This window comes from Yoonia vestfoldensis SKA53 (assembly GCF_000152785.1).
GTDB lineage: Bacteria > Pseudomonadota > Alphaproteobacteria > Rhodobacterales > Rhodobacteraceae > Yoonia > Yoonia vestfoldensis_A.
The window spans coordinates 2,737,692-2,753,310 of record NZ_CH672414.1; the positions used below are offsets into that span (position 1 = coordinate 2,737,692).

The window sequence follows — 15,619 nt, forward strand, 5'->3', positions numbered from 1 at the left end:
GGGGTGCTGGTGTCTTGTGCAAAGCCGGTTTAATGTGACGCCATCATGCTGTCTGTACCCAATATATTGACGATCCTGCGACTGGCCGCGGCACCCGGTGTTGTGATCATGTTTCTTTATTTTCATCGTCCTGCCGCCGATTGGTTCGCGCTGATCCTGTTCGTGACTGCGGCGCTGACCGATTTTCTGGACGGTTATCTGGCCCGCCGCTGGAAACAGGAAAGCAAGCTGGGTGCGATGCTGGACCCGATCGCCGACAAGGCGATGGTTGTGATCGCGCTTTTGGTCATCACCGGGTTTTCCGGCATGGACCCGTGGATCCTGTTGCCCGCCACCGTGATCATGTTCCGCGAGGTTTTCGTGTCGGGCCTGCGCGAATTTCTGGGTGATACCGCGGGCCTGCTGAAGGTCACGCAACTGGCCAAGTGGAAAACCACCGCGCAGATGGTCGCCATCGCGATCCTGTTCGCCAAGGGTGCTTTTGAGCATTATCACGGGGTCCAGGCGCTATCGACATTTGTAACCTGGTGGGTCGGGATCATCGCGCTTTGGATTGCGGCCATTCTGACCTTGCTGACGGGGTGGGATTATTTCCGCAAGGCGCAACCATATCTGGTGGGGGGACCGGTACAATGAACGTGATGTATTTCGCCTGGGTCCGCGAACGGATCGGCGTGCCGCAAGAAAACGTGCAGACCAAGGCCGCGACGGTTGCTGATCTTGTTGCCGAACTTGTCGCGCGCGAGGATCGTTATGCCGCTGCTTTTGCCGATATCAGCGCGCTGCGCGTTGCGGTGGATCAGGAACTGGCGGATTTCGATGCCCCGCTTGCCGGTGTGCGCGAGGTTGCGTTTTTTCCGCCGATGACGGGCGGCTGATGCAGGTCCGCGTGCAACAGGCCGCCTTTGACCCCGGGGCGGAATTGGCCGGTTTCGCCGTGGGGCGTCGTGATATCGGCGCAATCGTGAGTTTCACCGGCGTCGTGCGCGATACATCGGGCGATTTGCGCCATATGATGATCGAACATTACCCCGGCATGACCGAGCGCGCGATCACCGGCATTCTGGATCAGGCCGTGGCGCGTTGGTCGCTTGCCGATGCGCTGGTGATCCACCGCTTTGGCGCCTTGGAACCGGCAGCACCGATCATGATGGTGGCCACCGCCGCCGCCCACCGGGCCGAGGCCTTTGCCGCCGCTGATTTCCTGATGGATTATCTCAAATCCCGTGCGCCGTTCTGGAAAAAGGAAGTTACTTTGTCAGGTGCCGCATGGGTTGCGGCGAAAGATGCTGACGAGGCCGCGCTAAACCGCTGGTGAACGTGCAAGTGCTGCGCAGGCGGCGTGGCGTGGGCAGGGTGTGACATGGTTGTTGATCAGCCCCGTTGCTTCGAGGAAGGCATAGACGATTGTTGGCCCGCAGAATTTGAACCCTGCTTTTTTCAGGTCTTTGGACATCTGCATCGACAGGGCGGATTGCGTCGGCATTGCGCTGCGGTCGGCCAGGGTTGTCTGTAAGGGCGCGCCATCCACATAGGCCCACAGGAAGCTGGCAAAGCCTTGCGCGGCTTCGATCCGTTGCCAGGCGCGGGCATTGGTGATCGTGGCCTCGATCTTGCCGCGGTGGCGGATGATGCCGGGATCGGCCAGCAGACGGCGCACGTCATCCTCGCCCCAACCCGCGATGATGTCAGGGTCGAATCCTGCAAAGGCCGCGCGGAAATTATCGCGCTTTTTCAGGATCGTGATCCAGGACAGCCCCGCCTGAAACCCGTCCAGCACCAGTTTTTCCCACAAGGCACGGCTGTCATATTCGGGCACGCCCCATTCGGTGTCGTGATAGTCGATATAAATCGGGTCGGGTCCGGCCCAGTCGCAGCGTGCCATGATCGGCTCCCTTAAGGCTTTTTTAGCAGCATTGGTCCAAGGTGCAGCAGTCACTATGGATGAACAGGATGACGAAAGCCACGCTTTCCAGCACGGATATCGCCGATCTGCCTGTGGCCGATCCGCTGCTTTATGCCTTGGCCAGCCGGGACAGCGATGTCGTGGCGCTGGTGCGCGATGCGCTGGCGGCGGATCGGGCCAGTCTTGCGTTTCATCCGATTGTCACCACCGACCCTGTGCCGCAGATCGCCTTTCACGAAGGGCTGATCCGGCTGCATGACGACGCTGGGCGGATCATTCCGGCGGCGCATTTCATGGGGCTGGTCGAAGACACGGCCATGGGCCGCGAGATTGATTGCGTCAGCCTGACGCATGCGCTGCGGCACCTGCGGCGCAACCCCACCCTACGCCTGTCGATCAATCTGTCGGCGCGGTCGGTCGCGGATGGCGAATGGCGGCGCATTCTGGATGGGGGTTTGCGTGACCATGCCCGCCTCGGCGATAGGCTGATTTTCGAGATTAGTGAAACATCCGCCATGATGCTGCCCGATGTGATGATCCGGTTCATGGCCGAAATGCAGCCCAAGGGCGTGGCCTTTGCGCTGGACGGGTTCGGGGCCGGCATGACCGCGTTTCGCCATCTCAAGGATTTCTTTTTCGACCTTGTGAAGATCGACAAAGGCTTTGTGCGCGGCATTGACCAGAATCCCGATAATCAGGTGCTGGCCGAAGCGCTGATCACCGTGGCGCATCATTTCGAAATGTTCGCAATTGCCGATGGTGTCGAAACCGAGGAAGAGGCGGCATTTCTGCGCAGTATTGGTGCCGATTGCCTGCAAGGCTATCTTTACGGCGTGCCACGTTTCACTTTTTGACCGCAGCAGTGGCGCGCCCGAAATTGAATTGCCCTCTTTCCTGCAACCCAATAGCATGTCTGAAACGGGAGGAAGTGGGCTTGCGCCGGTCGGCGTGTAGGCCGCGCGTCCTTTCGGTGGCACAAACCTAAAGGAACTATTCCATGACCAATGTTGTTATCGCATCCGCAGCACGTACCGCTGTCGGCAGCTTCGGTGGCGCCTTTGCGACCACGCCCGCGCATGATCTTGGGGCGGCTGTCCTGTCAGAGGTTGTCTCCCGTGCAGGCATCGACAAATCCGAAGTGAGCGAGACGATCCTTGGTCAGGTCCTGACCGCAGCACAAGGCCAGAACCCCGCCCGTCAGGCGCATATCAACGCCGGTCTGCCGATCGAAGCTGCGGCCTGGAGCATTAACCAAGTTTGTGGGTCAGGTCTGCGCGCCGTTGCATTGGGCGCGCAACATATCCAGCTGGGCGATGCCGACATCGTGTTGGCGGGTGGTCAGGAAAACATGACGCTCAGCCCGCATGCTGCCTATCTGCGCGCGGGCCAGAAGATGGGCGATATGTCCTATATCGACACGATGATCCGTGACGGGCTGTGGGATGCGTTCAACAATTACCACATGGGCCAAACGGCGGAAAACGTGGCCAACCAGTGGCAAATCACCCGCGATATGCAGGATGCATTTGCCGTCGCATCCCAGAACAAGGCCGAAGCCGCGCAAAAGGCCGGCAAATTCGCGGATGAGATCATGGCGTTTACCGTCAAGACCCGCAAAGGCGATATCATCGTCGACCAGGACGAATATATCCGCCACGGTGCCACCATCGACGCGATGCAGAAACTGCGCCCCGCCTTTACCAAGGACGGGTCGGTCACGGCGGCCAACGCCTCTGGCCTCAACGACGGGGCCGCTGCAACCTTGCTCATGTCCATCGAAAACGCCGAAAAGCGCGGGATCGAACCGCTGGCGCGGATCGCGTCTTATGCCACTGCCGGGCTTGACCCGTCGATCATGGGTGTGGGGCCTGTCATGGCCAGCCGCAAAGCCTTGGCCAAGGCCGGGTGGAGCGTCGAAGACCTTGATCTGGTCGAGGCGAACGAGGCTTTTGCCGCACAAGCCTGTGCCGTGAACAAGGACATGGGCTGGGATCCTGCCATCGTCAACGTGAACGGCGGCGCCATCGCCATCGGCCATCCAATCGGCGCATCCGGCGCGCGCATCCTCAACACCCTGCTGTTCGAGATGAAGCGCCGCGATGCCAAGAAAGGTCTTGCCACGCTGTGCATCGGGGGCGGCATGGGTGTCGCGCTTTGCGTCGAACGGCTCTGATGACAGGGGCGGTCGGTTAACGGCCGCCCTGACGACAATAACAACAGGGAGGAGAAACTATGGGACGTGTGGCACTGGTCACGGGGGGGTCGCGCGGTATTGGCGCGGCGATTTCAACAGCTTTGAAGGATGCAGGCTATACCGTTGCCGCGACCTATGCGGGCAATGACGAAAAGGCAGCCGCCTTTACCGCCGAAACCGGCATCAAGACCTACAAATGGGATGTCGGCAATTACGAGGCTTGCGCCGCAGGCATCGCCGAGGTCGAGGCTGATCTGGGGCCGGTCGAAGTGCTGGTCAACAACGCGGGCATCACCCGTGACGCGCCATTCCACAAGATGACGCCGCAGCAATGGCAAGAGGTGATCAATACCAACCTGTCGGGCGTGTTCAACATGACCCATCCGGTCTGGCCCGGTATGCGCGACCGTAAATTTGGCCGGATCATCACGATTTCGTCGATCAACGGGCAAAAGGGCCAGTTCGCGCAGGCTAATTATGCCGCTGCCAAGGCCGGTGACATCGGTTTCACCAAGGCGCTGGCACAAGAAGGCGCGCGCGCGGGCATCACTGTCAACGTCATCGCTCCCGGCTATATCAACACCGAAATGATGAGCACGATCCCCGAAAAAGTCATGAACGAGGTGATTCTGCCGCAGATCCCCGTGGGCCGTCTGGGCGAGGCATCCGAAATCGCGCGCGCGGTGGTGTTTCTGGCCTCCGATGATGCGGGTTTCGTCACCGGGTCGACGATTTCGGCCAATGGCGGGCAATATATGTGCTGACCACAGTCAGTGCAGAATGATGAAAGGCCGCGCCATCATTGCGCGGCCTTTTTGTTTACGCTGGCAGCCCGTGGGCCGGCATCAGCGTCTATTCAATGGGTTGCAAGACGGGTGATCTCCTCCTTGATCTGCAACTTTTTCTTCTTGAGTTTTGCCAGCTCAAGATCATCAACGCCGGGCGCGCGTTGCATCACCTCGACATGGTCGGAGAGGGTTTGGTGCTTTTTCTTCAGTTCCTGCAAATGCGAACTCAAGCTCATGATCTTCCTCCTGCTGGTTAAACGTAACGGAATTGCAACACGTTTCCGCCTGTCTGTCACGCGGCAGTGCAGCAATTCCCCCTATTTGCATTTCACCAGCCAGAACTTGCCAAAACATTAACGGCCCATAGGCAGATCGGCGCCGCTGCGTAAAATAGCGCCGACCAGCGGGGTATAGCTGTCCTTGTCGCCGTCATGCGCGATGCCTATGTGCGTTTCCAGCGCGGGCAGCAGGCAGAACGGTGCGCGCCCTTCCTGCCTTGCGCGCAGGATGAATAGCCCCGGCGCCCGCGCGGTGCGCCCCGCGATGGGCAAAACCACCACTGAGCCCAGCCGTCCTTGCAGGGCTGACAGAACCTCGGGCAGGCGTTCGATACGCTGGATCAGGGTCAAATAGCCTTTGGGCGCAAGCCGGCGCGCGCCAATGTCCAGCCAATCCGCCAAGGGCGTGTCGCCCCCCAGCGCGGTATCGCGGCCGGGATCGCTGGCCGCTGTGCCACTGTCACGGTCGAAATAGGGCGGGTTCATGATGACATGATCGAATCGTCTCTGGCGCAGACCCGCAGGCAGCGTGCGCAGATCGGCGGTGATCACCTCCAGCGGCAGATCATTTGCAGCGGCATTGCGCCGCGCAAGATCCGCATATTCGGTCTGCACTTCGACGCCAGTCAGCGCCAGCCCCGGCACCCGCCGCCCCAGACACAAGGCCGCCGTGCCCACCCCACACCCGAGTTCCAGCACCGATTGGCCGGCGCGCGCGGCGATACTGGCGGCCAGCAGCACAGGATCGACGCCTGCACGATAGCCGTGGCGCGGCTGCAAAATCTGCAAACGCCCGCCCAAAAAGGCGTCACAGGTCACATCCTCAGCCACGCCCCAGATCAATCTCGCCATCGCGCATCACGGCTTCGGCCATGAACAAGTCGCGGTCATGCACCATCAGGCGGCGCGGCATGATGCCGATACTGCCTTCCATGATGCTCATATTGTCGTCGAAGGTGAACCAGTCTATACCTTCCGCGTCTAACAGGGCGGTTGCAAAGGCGATGACGGTCACGTCATTGGTGCGTAAAAGCTCTTTCATACCCAAGGATTACGGCGGCGCTCCGCCCTTGTCCATTCACATGACGGAACCTTGTATGAGCCTCGATCACGCCGCCACCAAACCCCATGAACAATTGGCGGCCGCCTTGGCGGATGACCTGACAGCGGTCAATGCGATGATCCGCGACCGCATGGCCTCTGAACATGCACCACGCATCCCACAGGTCACCGCCCATCTGGTCGAGGCGGGCGGCAAACGCCTGCGCCCGATGCTGACCTTGGCTGCTGCGCGGATGTGTGGCTATGACGGGCCTTACCATATCCATCTGGCGGCAACGGTGGAATTCATCCACACCGCCACCCTGCTGCATGATGATGTGGTCGACGAAAGCAGCCAGCGGCGCGGTCGCCCCACGGCGAACCTGCTCTGGGACAATACATCCAGCGTGCTGGTCGGCGATTACCTGTTCGCGCGATCGTTCCAGTTGATGGTGGAAACAGGCTCATTGCGGGTACTCGATATCCTTGCCAACGCCTCGGCCACGATCGCCGAAGGCGAGGTGCTGCAATTGACCGCCGCCGCCGATCTGGCCACGACCGAAGACATCTACATCAAGGTCGTGCGCGGCAAGACCGCCGCCCTGTTTTCCGCCGCGATGGAAGTCGGCGGCGAGATTGCAGGACAAGACCCTGCCATCAAACAGGCTTTGTTCGATTACGGCGATGCCTTGGGCATATCGTTCCAGATCGTCGATGACCTACTGGATTACGGCGGCACCAAGGCCACCGGCAAGAATGTAGGCGACGATTTCCGCGAACGCAAACTGACCCTGCCGGTGATCCGCGCGGTTGCGGCTGCGGATGCCGATGAACGCGCCTTTTGGGAACGGACGATTCAAAAGGGCCGTCAGCAAGACGGTGATCTGGATCATGCGATTGCCCTGCTGCACCGGCACGGCACGCTGGAAAGCACCCGTCAGGATGCGATTCTCTGGGCGGCCAAGGCCAAGGAGGCGCTGGGCGTCATCCCCGACCATGCGCTGAAAACCATGCTGGTCGATCTGGCCGATTATGTCGTCGCCCGGCTGACCTGACACCGCGCATTTCTTATTTCCAAAAATACTCCGGGGTGAACCCCGGATCTAATCCGGGGGAGGGGCAGAGCCCCTTTCTTTATTGCCCGATATTTGCCTCCACCGCGAATTGTGCCGCCGCGACCAGCGCCGCACCGTCATAGCCTTTGGCGTCCATCTCCGCGATCCAGCGGCTGGTGACACCGGCACCAACAGCCATGATTTCTGCGGTCTGCGCCGCCGAAAGTTCGGCAATCGTGTTGCCGCTGGCAGCCATCACATCGCGGCCTACGGCATCGCCCGTATCATGCGCGCGCCCGGCCCAGCGGCTGGCCATCAGGCCGGAATTGGCGTCGATCACCGCGCGCAGATCATCGGGCAGCGCGTCATAGGTCGCCTTGTTCATCGCCCACAGGAAATACAGGTTATACAGCGACCGGTCGCCCGCCACATCGGTATGGCTGTCGGTCAATTCATCCAGCTTCAGCGACGGGGCCTGTTCCCAAGGGATCACGCCGCCATCGACGACACCGCGTGCAATCGCCTCGGGGAATTGCGGCACGGGCATGCCGACGGGCGATGCGCCCAGTTCTTCCAGCAACAATGTCGCGGTGCGCGACGGGCCGCGCAGTTTCAGCCCGGCGAAATCTTCTATCGTCGCGGGCGCGTCCCCGCGTTTGTGTAAAATACCGGGGCCATGCATATGGGCGGCGATGATATGGATGTCGGCGAAGTCATCCATCAGGTAATCCTGCGTGAATTCCCACGCCGCCGCACTCGCCTCTTGTGCCGATTTGGTGGTCATGAAGGGCAGTTCCAGCGCCTCGGCCTCGGGAAAGCGGTTGGGCTGATAGCCGGGGATTACCCAGCCGCCATCAATCGCACCGTCGCGGATCAGGTCATATTGGTTGGTGGCGGACCCGCCCAATTGCATAAAAGGGTATATTTCGACCTTGATCCGCCCGCCGGATTGTTCGGCAATCGCGTCGGCCCAAGGCTGCATGAAATAGGTCGGGTTGGCACTGGCGGGCGCAACAAAGTGCTGGAACCGCAATGTGACCTCTTGGGCAAAGGCGGGTGTCGTCAGCACCAGCAAAGCCAGCGTGGCATGGGAGAGCAGGTGCATCGCGTGCATCCTTTCATGATAATGGGGGGGGAAAGGTGTCGCCGCTAGCAACGGCACAAAGATAACGAAGCGCCCCGCGATTGCAAGATCACACTGCGAAAAGCGGAAATGTCATGCCCAAAGCCCAGCCTAGAAACACGCCAAGGCCCACGCCCGCCGCGATCGGCCGCTGCGTCGCCCGCCCGATCCAGCCGCCCAATGTGCCGAACAGCACAAAGAACAACAAGATGATCGGCAGGATCAGCAGCAGGAAAAACAGCCCCTCGATATCCAGCGCCGTGGCGATGCCAAGCGAGACCAGCGCATTGGTGCGCACCACCAGCACCCGCCACAAAGGCGCGCGGCCTGCTTCGGTCAGATAGGCATCGGCCAGCATGAACGGCACCGCCCCCGCCGCGATGGCAAGCACGATCCATATCCGCGCACCGATGGCGAAAAAGGAGGCCACATAGATGTCCAGCATGCTTCCGAAAACGCCGATGCAGAACACCGCGATCGGCAGCGCCAGCAGCAATCCTGTCGCGTCCCAGCGCAAGGCCCCCGCGCGGGCAAGAAACGAAAGTCCAATCAGCCCGAACAGCGCGAAATGCAAGGCAAGGTAATCCGCGACCAGCACAGGCAGAAATCCGATCTCGAACGGCCACAGGATCAGCGGCGTCAGGATCGTCGGCACCAAGCTCGCAGCCCAGAACGCGCCCCGCGGCAACCGCTTGGGTGGTTTGGCCGCACGCAAAGGCCGCGCCAGCTGCGCCAAGGGCCATGCGAGGGCGGTCACACTGACGATCAGCAGCGCGATCCAGCCACCGCGTGCGGCGACGGGCGTATCGTGCGGGCGGGCGAACACCGCGTTCAGCCAGTCGCGTGTCTCAACCATGCTGGTCGGAGCATAGAGCACGCCGACATGTTCCACCGACGGGGCCAGCACCGCGCGCCGCCCTGTCCCTGCCGCCGGATCGCCCAAGGTCTGCGCGAAACGCGCGTCAGGGTCGCTCAAGCGTAGGACGCGCAGCCCCTCGGCCGCCAGTGCGGTTTCCCATGCGCCGTTGATGACCAGCAGATTGGCGGGCGCATCCGCCGTCACTGCGGTCGAGAACATGGATACCGCCACGGTCGCATCCACGCGGCTGTCAGCGATGGCTTGGCGTACAATGATGTCGGACGCCATCGAATGACCCAGCAGCGCCAATTGCCCGTTCGCACCGTGTAGGCCCAAGCTTGCGTCAATCACGCGGCCCAATTCCGCGACCAAGAGCCGCGTGGTGCCGTCGACCGATGCCACATCGCCCGACATTGGCACCGGATTGCGCCCATGCCCTTCCAGATCATAGCTGGCAACGATGTAACCTGCCTGCGCCAGCGTCTGTGCAAAACCGATCATCAACTGGCGCGATCCGGCAAAGCCATGGGCGATCACGACCACGGGGGCGTCGGTGACATCGGGCCGCGATACCACGGTCACAGGGGTTTCGCCCACGGCCAGGTCGGATGTGACCAGCCCCGCGCCTGCCTGTTCCAGCCGGAATATCGACAGGCCCGCAAGGGCCAGTGACACGATCAGGACAAGCCAAGGCCAGAAGCGGTGCCCCATCGCTCAGGCGGGATAGGTCGGGTGGAACAGCCCCTTGGGCGAAGTGGTAAAGATCTCGCACCCGTCGGCGGTAATCCCCACCGAATGTTCAAACTGCGCCGAAAGCGATTTGTCGCGTGTCACAGCGGTCCAGTCATCGGCCAGGACCTTGGTTTCAGGGCGGCCAAGGTTGATCATCGGCTCGATGGTAAAGAACATGCCTTCTTCCAGCACGGCCCCGGTACCGGCGCGCCCGTAATGCAGCACATTGGGCGGCGCATGAAACACGCGGCCCAAGCCATGCCCGCAGAAATCGCGCACAACCGACATCCGGTGGCTTTCGGCATAGGCCTGGATCGCATGGCCGATATCGCCAAAGGTATTGCCGGGCTTGGCGGCGGCGATCCCTTTCATCAAGGCGGCATGGGTCACGTCGATCAGCCGTTCGGCCTTGCGCGATACGCTGCCCGCAACATACATCCGGCTGGTGTCGCCATACCATCCATCCACGATGACAGTGACGTCGATGTTCAGAATATCGCCATCCTTTAACACCTTGTCGCCGGGGATGCCGTGGCAGACGACGTGATTGACCGAAATGCAGCTGGCGTGCTGATAACCCTTATAGCCGATGGTCGCGGAGATCGCACCGGCGTCGGCGACCATCTGGGTGATCAGGCGGTCCAGCTCACCCGTGGTCTGGCCAGGGGTCACATGCCCTGCTATCTCGTCAAGGATCATGGCCGCCAGCGCGCCGGCCTTGGCCATGCCGTCGAAATCGGCGGGTTCATAAATCCGGATGCCGTCTTTGGTCATGCGGCCTTTGTTGGTGTCCACGTCGCGTATCCTTTGCCATATGCGGGTCGATATATGGGAAGTCGTGCCAAAGTTCTAGGGCATGGCAAAGCGCGTGCCACGATCTATAAAGCAGGTGACTTCACAGGAGACGACACATGCCCAACCCTACTGCCGCCATGCTGGTGATCGGCGACGAAATTCTTTCGGGCCGGACCCGCGATGCCAATATGCACCATCTGGCGGGGCGGCTGACTGAGATCGGCATCGATCTGTGCGAGGTTCGCATCGTCAGTGACCATGCCCCCGCGATCATCGCCGCCGTGCAGGCGCTGTCGGTAGAGTATGATCATGTGTTCACCAGCGGTGGCATCGGGCCGACGCATGATGATATCACCGCCGATTGCATTGCCGCCGCCTTTGGCGACACGATTGACGTGCGCGATGATGCGCGCGCCTTGTTGCAGGCGCATTACGACCGGTCGGGGCAGGAGTTGAACGAGGCCCGTTTGCGCATGGCCCGTATCCCCGCGCGTGCCACGCTGATCGACAATCCCGTCAGCACCGCACCTGGGTTCAGCATCCGCAATGTGCATGTGATGGCGGGCGTGCCGATGGTGTTTCAGGCGATGGTCGCCAGCGTTCTGCCGACCCTGACAGGCGGCGCGCCGCTTTTGTCCCGCACGCTCGAGGTGATCCGCGGCGAGGGCGATATCGCCGGGCCTTTGGGTGCGTTTGCCGCCGATCATCCCGATCTGTCGGTGGGGTCCTATCCGTTTCAACGCAACGGTGTTTACGGCGCGAACCTTGTGATCCGGGGCGCGGATCAGGCCGCGGTCGAAGCCGCCTTTGCGCGTCTGCAAGACCTGTTCGCCGCATGAGCCTGCCATCTGCGCAATATTGCTATCAGGTGATCGCAGGCACATGGCCACCCGCAGCGCAGCGCAATATCGGGCCTTGGACGATCCGGCTTGATGCCAGCAACAGCAGCCGCGTTTGCGCCGCTACGGCGCAGGGGCCGTGGACCGCCAATGACATCACGCTGGCCGCCACCACCATGCGCGCGGCAGGGCAGACGCCGCTGTTCATGATTCGCGCAAGCGAGGGCGCGCTTGATGACGCGCTGGCGCAGCGCGGCTATGTGATCAAGGACCCCGTCAATATCCATGCCGCCGCCTTGGATCAGATCGCCACCCAGCGCCCGCCCCCTGTGACGACCTTCGAGGTCTGGCCACCGCTTGCGGCACAGGAAGAGATTTGGGCCGCAGGGGGGATCACCGCAGGCAGGCTTGCCATCATGGACCGTGCGCCGATGCCGAAAACCACGATCCTTGGGCGGATCAACGACCGGCCCGCAGGCACCTTGTTCGCAGCTATCCACGGGGATTGCGTCATGGTGCATGCCGTCGAAATCGCGGCGGCGCATCGCAGGCAAGGATTGGCCCGGCATATGATGGTCGCCAGCGCCTTCTGGGCGCGGGGGCAGGGTGCGCGCTGGCTGACGCTGGTCGCGACGCAGGCGAATACTGCCGCCAATGCGCTCTATGCTTCCCTCGGGATGGAGGTTGTGGGACAGTATCATTATCGTATCATGCCGGAGAACAGCCTTGACCGACCAACCCACCGCCCTTGACTTGCCGATGGTCGATCCGCTGCCGGAGCCGACCCAGAAATACTTTGACATCTGTCAGGAAAAGCTGGGGTTCGTGCCGAATGTCCTGCGCGCCTATGCTTTTGATATCGACAAGCTGAACGCGTTTACCGCGCTGTATAACGATGTGATGCTGGCCCCATCTGGCCTGTCCAAGCTGGACCGCGAAATGATCGCGGTCGCGGTGTCGTCGGCCAATAAATGTTACTATTGCCTGACGGCGCATGGGGCTGCGGTGCGGCAATTGTCAGGCGATCCGGCCTTGGGCGAAATGCTGGTGATGAACTGGCGGGTGGCCCCGCTGGATGCGCGCCAGGCGGCGATGCTGCTATTTGCCGAAACCATGACACTGGCCAGCGCGACGATCACCGAAAAAGACCGTGACGCGCTGCGGCAGGTCGGGTTTTCGGATCGTGACATCTGGGATATCGCCGCTGTCGCAGGGTTTTTCAACATGACCAACCGGATCGCATCAGCGACCGATATGCGCCCGAACGACGCCTATCACGCGCAGGCCCGATGATCAGACTTGCTGCAGGTTTGCTTGCGCTTTGGGGCATGTCAGCGCAGGCGCAAGTGCTGGAGCTTCCGGCGGACGCCGTGTTGCAGGCCGCAGGTGATCTTCATCTGGACAGCTATGCCTTGCCAACGGGTATTTGGGCCGATGGGGCGGTGCCTTTCCTGCCGGTCGAAGGGTATGTGACGCAGCAGGCTTGGCGGATTGCGACGCAGTCTTTGACCACGTTGGCATTGTTGCGCCCATTGCGCGACCAATTGCGCGATGCGCGTTTCCGCATCCTGTTCGAATGCCAGACAGAGGCCTGCGGCGGGTTCGACTTTCGCTTTGCGATCGATACCTTGCCGCCACCGGAAATGCAGGTGAATATTGGCGATTTCAGGTATCTGGCGGCGGAACGCACGACAGCGGACGGGCTGGAATATCTGACGCTCGTCATCAGTCGGATGGCTGACGCCAGCTTTGTGCAGATCACGCAGATCACACCCACGGGCTTGGATATGCAGCCTTTGGCCACGGCGACAGCTGCGCCGGTCGGGCAGGCCAATGGCAGCCTTGCGCAGCAATTGGATGATCTGGGGCATGCGATCCTGCGTGATCTGGATTTCACGATAGGCTCTGCCCAATTAAGCGAGGCCGCATTCGCATCGCTGGCCGAACTGGCAGCCTATCTTGCCGCCTATCCCGACAGGTCGGTTGCCTTGGTCGGCCATACCGATTCCGCCGGTGCGCTGGACATTAACATCGCGCTGTCACAGCGCCGTGCAAGGGCCGTTCTGGACCGGCTTGTCACCAGGCACGGCGTTAACAGGCGCCAGCTGGCGGCCGAAGGTATGGGTTATCTTGCGCCGATTGCGTCTAATCAGACGGAAACGGGACGCGATGCCAACCGGCGGGTCGAAGTCATCGTCACATCGACCGATTAGCGCGATCACAGAGCCAGCCGAATCTGGCCGCTGTCAAAAACAGGCTCTGCAAATACCACGCGCGCGCGGCCTTCTGATTTGGCCTGATACAACGCCTTGTCCGCAAGGCTGAGCGAAACCTCCAATGGCGTCTCGGGCGAGGTAATGACAGCACCGATTGATAGCGTGATAGTCAGATGCGCAGGTCCGACGCGAAACGGAATGGGTTTGGTCGGGCGTTCACTAATCACGCGGGCGTGGTCGGGCTTTGCATCAGCCAGCAGGATGGCAAATTCCTCGCCCCCAATCCGACCGCTGACATCGCCCACACGCAGGTTGCGTGAAAGCATGTAAGAAATTGCTTTCAAACAGATATCACCAGCCTGATGGCCATACGTGTCATTGATCTGCTTGAAGTGATCTGCGTCAAGCATCAACAAGATGCCTGTTTTACATTGTTGGCTTCGCGTGCTGGCCAGGTCGAAGAAGGTCCGCCTGTTGTTCATCCCGGTCAGCCAATCCTTGCGCGACATGAATGACAGCCGGCGTTGCAGCTGTGCCTGATACATCATCACCCCGAACAGCAAACATAACAACGGCATAGCGACAAAGACCGCCCTTGCAATACCATAGAGGAACGGGACATCCGGCAGAAGCGGCGCAATAATGACGGAAAACACGATATTGGCCAAGGACAGCGCAGCGGTAAACAAAAGCACACGCGTGACCACGCCCAGCCGGCTGCGGGGCGCAAGAAGCTTGATCATCTTTTCCATAAACGCCCCTCGATCGACAGGCGCAGCTTATCCGGCACGGATTAACAGATCGTTGCTCACATCAAGCTTGGCGCTGCTACCAGCGATCGGGGCCTTTGCCGGCAAATGTGCGTGACAGAAAATCGACGAAAGCACGGACTTTTGGCTGTGTGAAATGCCCTTGCGGGTAAACGGCAAAAATCCCCTGGGTTTCAATTGGCAAGTCTGGGATCGCCTCTGCGACCAGACCTTTGCGCATGGCGTCGGCGTAGAGAAAACTGGGCAGATAGGCGATGCCAAGCCCACCGATGCAGGCGTTCAGCAGCGATTGCCCGTCATTCACCGTCAGCCAGCCTGCCGTGCGGACCTGCCGCTTTTCGCCCGATGGCGCGGTCAGTTTCCAGACCGCGGAATTGGACTGGTTGGAATAATGCAGCAGCTTGTGATTATTCAGGTCGTCGATTTTGTTGGGGCGGCCGTATTGTGTGAAATAGCCGGGGCTTGCGATCATGCGCCGTGTGGTTTCGGTCAGTTTGTGCGCGCGCAAGGTGCTGTCTTCAAGCTCGCCAATCCGCACCGCCATGTCGAACCCTTCCGAGATCAGTTCGACATAGCGGTTGTTCAGCACCATGTTCACGGTGATATCGGGATATGCGCCCAGAAATGCGCCTAGAACCTGCGACAGGTGATTCACCCCGAAATCGGTGGCCACGCTGATCCGCAACAACCCCGAAGGTGCTGTCTGCATGGATGTGACCAGCGCATCGGCTTCGCCCGCATCGTTCAGCACACGGCGCGCGCGGTCGTAATAGGCCAGCCCGATTTCCGTGGGGCTGACGCGGCGGGTGGTCCGGTTCAAAAGCCGCGCACCCAGCCGCGCCTCTAGCGCGGACACATGTTTGGACACGGCCGATTTGGAAATCCCCATCCTTTTCGCCGCATCGGTAAAGCCACCCTGATCAACAACCGTTGCAAAGGCTTCCATTTCCGTGAGGCGATCCATTCCCGACTTCCAACTTACTTGTGCCATTCAGACAATCCTGCCGCCTAATTCAGGCAGGA

Annotated in this window: 20 protein-coding genes; 11 read left to right on the forward strand and 9 right to left on the reverse strand. The window is 60.8% G+C overall.

The window, feature by feature from the left end; all coding sequences use genetic code 11:
- The first annotated feature begins 42 nt into the window (after nt 1-42).
- Genes pgsA through SKA53_RS13315 form a run of 3 tightly spaced genes read left to right on the forward strand, consistent with a single transcriptional unit; the run spans nt 43 to nt 1,318 of the window.
- Nucleotides 43-636 (forward strand): CDP-diacylglycerol--glycerol-3-phosphate 3-phosphatidyltransferase, encoded by a 594-nt coding sequence (gene pgsA, locus SKA53_RS13305; protein ID WP_110549038.1) that lies wholly within the window; start codon nt 43-45, stop codon nt 634-636.
- On the forward strand, nt 633-878 hold the full coding sequence (gene moaD, locus SKA53_RS13310; RefSeq protein ID WP_007206686.1) for a molybdopterin converting factor subunit 1: 246 nt from the start codon (nt 633-635) through the stop codon (nt 876-878). Before pgsA ends, moaD begins: the two co-directional genes overlap by 4 nt.
- Nucleotides 878-1,318: a molybdenum cofactor biosynthesis protein MoaE gene (locus SKA53_RS13315; protein WP_007206687.1), complete on the forward strand. Its 441-nt coding sequence runs from the start codon at nt 878-880 to the stop codon at nt 1,316-1,318. Before moaD ends, SKA53_RS13315 begins: the two co-directional genes overlap by 1 nt.
- Here the strand turns inward: SKA53_RS13315 and SKA53_RS13320 are convergent.
- On the reverse strand, nt 1,304-1,885 hold the full coding sequence (locus SKA53_RS13320; RefSeq protein ID WP_007206688.1) for a DNA-3-methyladenine glycosylase I: 582 nt from the start codon (nt 1,883-1,885) through the stop codon (nt 1,304-1,306). The two genes, SKA53_RS13315 and SKA53_RS13320, sit on opposite strands and share 15 nt — an antisense overlap.
- Nucleotides 1,886-1,953: 68 nt before the next feature.
- Here SKA53_RS13320 and SKA53_RS13325 point away from each other — a divergent pair, with 68 nt between their 5' ends.
- From SKA53_RS13325 to phbB, 3 genes are all read left to right on the forward strand, one after another.
- On the forward strand, nt 1,954-2,760 hold the full coding sequence (locus SKA53_RS13325) for an EAL domain-containing protein (RefSeq protein ID WP_007206689.1): 807 nt from the start codon (nt 1,954-1,956) through the stop codon (nt 2,758-2,760).
- Between the two features lie 143 nt (nt 2,761-2,903).
- Nucleotides 2,904-4,079, forward strand: coding sequence for an acetyl-CoA C-acetyltransferase (locus SKA53_RS13330; protein ID WP_007206690.1), 1,176 nt, complete (start codon nt 2,904-2,906; stop codon nt 4,077-4,079).
- Between the two features lie 59 nt (nt 4,080-4,138).
- Complete coding sequence (gene phbB / locus SKA53_RS13335; RefSeq protein WP_007206691.1) at nt 4,139-4,864, forward strand: acetoacetyl-CoA reductase; 726 nt, start codon at nt 4,139-4,141, stop codon at nt 4,862-4,864.
- A 92-nt stretch (nt 4,865-4,956) separates the two neighbouring features.
- Here the strand turns inward: phbB and SKA53_RS15290 are convergent, their stop codons facing one another.
- The 3 genes from SKA53_RS15290 to SKA53_RS13345 form a co-directional block, all read right to left on the reverse strand.
- Complete coding sequence (locus SKA53_RS15290; protein WP_007206692.1) at nt 4,957-5,124, reverse strand: DUF465 domain-containing protein; 168 nt, start codon at nt 5,122-5,124, stop codon at nt 4,957-4,959.
- Nucleotides 5,125-5,241: 117 nt separating this feature from the next.
- Nucleotides 5,242-6,018, reverse strand: a complete 777-nt coding sequence (locus SKA53_RS13340) for a tRNA1(Val) (adenine(37)-N6)-methyltransferase (RefSeq protein ID WP_040482990.1) — start codon at nt 6,016-6,018, stop codon at nt 5,242-5,244.
- Nucleotides 5,990-6,208 (reverse strand): DUF2007 domain-containing protein, encoded by a 219-nt coding sequence (locus SKA53_RS13345; RefSeq protein ID WP_007206694.1) that lies wholly within the window; start codon nt 6,206-6,208, stop codon nt 5,990-5,992. The genes SKA53_RS13340 and SKA53_RS13345 overlap by 29 nt, the downstream gene beginning before the upstream one ends.
- Before the next feature lie 55 nt (nt 6,209-6,263).
- Between SKA53_RS13345 and SKA53_RS13350 the strand changes: the two genes are divergently transcribed.
- Nucleotides 6,264-7,262, forward strand: a complete 999-nt coding sequence (locus tag SKA53_RS13350; RefSeq protein WP_007206695.1) for a polyprenyl synthetase family protein — start codon at nt 6,264-6,266, stop codon at nt 7,260-7,262.
- Between the two features lie 79 nt (nt 7,263-7,341).
- Here the strand turns inward: SKA53_RS13350 and SKA53_RS13355 are convergent, their stop codons facing one another.
- From SKA53_RS13355 to map, 3 genes are all read right to left on the reverse strand, one after another.
- Complete coding sequence (locus tag SKA53_RS13355; RefSeq protein WP_007206696.1) at nt 7,342-8,376, reverse strand: TRAP transporter substrate-binding protein; 1,035 nt, start codon at nt 8,374-8,376, stop codon at nt 7,342-7,344.
- Between the two features lie 79 nt (nt 8,377-8,455).
- Nucleotides 8,456-9,955, reverse strand: a complete 1,500-nt coding sequence (locus SKA53_RS13360; RefSeq protein ID WP_007206697.1) for an alpha/beta hydrolase — start codon at nt 9,953-9,955, stop codon at nt 8,456-8,458.
- A 3-nt stretch (nt 9,956-9,958) separates the two neighbouring features.
- Nucleotides 9,959-10,750 carry a type I methionyl aminopeptidase gene (gene map, locus SKA53_RS13365; RefSeq protein ID WP_424180421.1) on the reverse strand — a complete coding sequence of 264 codons (792 nt, stop codon included), beginning with the start codon at nt 10,748-10,750 and terminating at the stop codon, nt 9,959-9,961.
- A 137-nt stretch (nt 10,751-10,887) separates the two neighbouring features.
- On the opposite strand from map, the gene SKA53_RS13370 reads away from it, so the two are divergent.
- From SKA53_RS13370 to SKA53_RS13385, 4 genes are read left to right on the forward strand one after another with little or no spacing between them, the layout of a single operon-like run.
- Nucleotides 10,888-11,610 (forward strand): competence/damage-inducible protein A, encoded by a 723-nt coding sequence (locus SKA53_RS13370; RefSeq protein WP_040482991.1) that lies wholly within the window; start codon nt 10,888-10,890, stop codon nt 11,608-11,610.
- Nucleotides 11,607-12,362 carry a GNAT family N-acetyltransferase gene (locus SKA53_RS13375; protein ID WP_007206700.1) on the forward strand — a complete coding sequence of 252 codons (756 nt, stop codon included), beginning with the start codon at nt 11,607-11,609 and terminating at the stop codon, nt 12,360-12,362. Before SKA53_RS13370 ends, SKA53_RS13375 begins: the two co-directional genes overlap by 4 nt.
- The gene (locus SKA53_RS13380) at nt 12,337-12,903 is read left to right on the forward strand and encodes a peroxidase-related enzyme (RefSeq protein ID WP_040482992.1); all 567 of its coding nucleotides are present in this window, start codon (nt 12,337-12,339) and stop codon (nt 12,901-12,903) included. Before SKA53_RS13375 ends, SKA53_RS13380 begins: the two co-directional genes overlap by 26 nt.
- Nucleotides 12,900-13,823, forward strand: a complete 924-nt coding sequence (locus SKA53_RS13385) for an OmpA family protein (RefSeq protein WP_007206702.1) — start codon at nt 12,900-12,902, stop codon at nt 13,821-13,823. The genes SKA53_RS13380 and SKA53_RS13385 overlap by 4 nt, the downstream gene beginning before the upstream one ends.
- Before the next feature lie 5 nt (nt 13,824-13,828).
- Here the strand turns inward: SKA53_RS13385 and SKA53_RS13390 are convergent, their stop codons facing one another.
- Together SKA53_RS13390 and SKA53_RS13395 are read right to left on the reverse strand one after the other, a co-directional pair.
- Entirely contained in the window at nt 13,829-14,494 is a 666-nt protein-coding gene (locus SKA53_RS13390) for a GGDEF domain-containing protein (protein ID WP_242601272.1), read from the reverse strand.
- Between the two features lie 160 nt (nt 14,495-14,654).
- Nucleotides 14,655-15,560, reverse strand: coding sequence for a LysR family transcriptional regulator (locus SKA53_RS13395; RefSeq protein WP_007206704.1), 906 nt, complete (start codon nt 15,558-15,560; stop codon nt 14,655-14,657).
- Nucleotides 15,561-15,619: the final 59 nt, after the last annotated feature.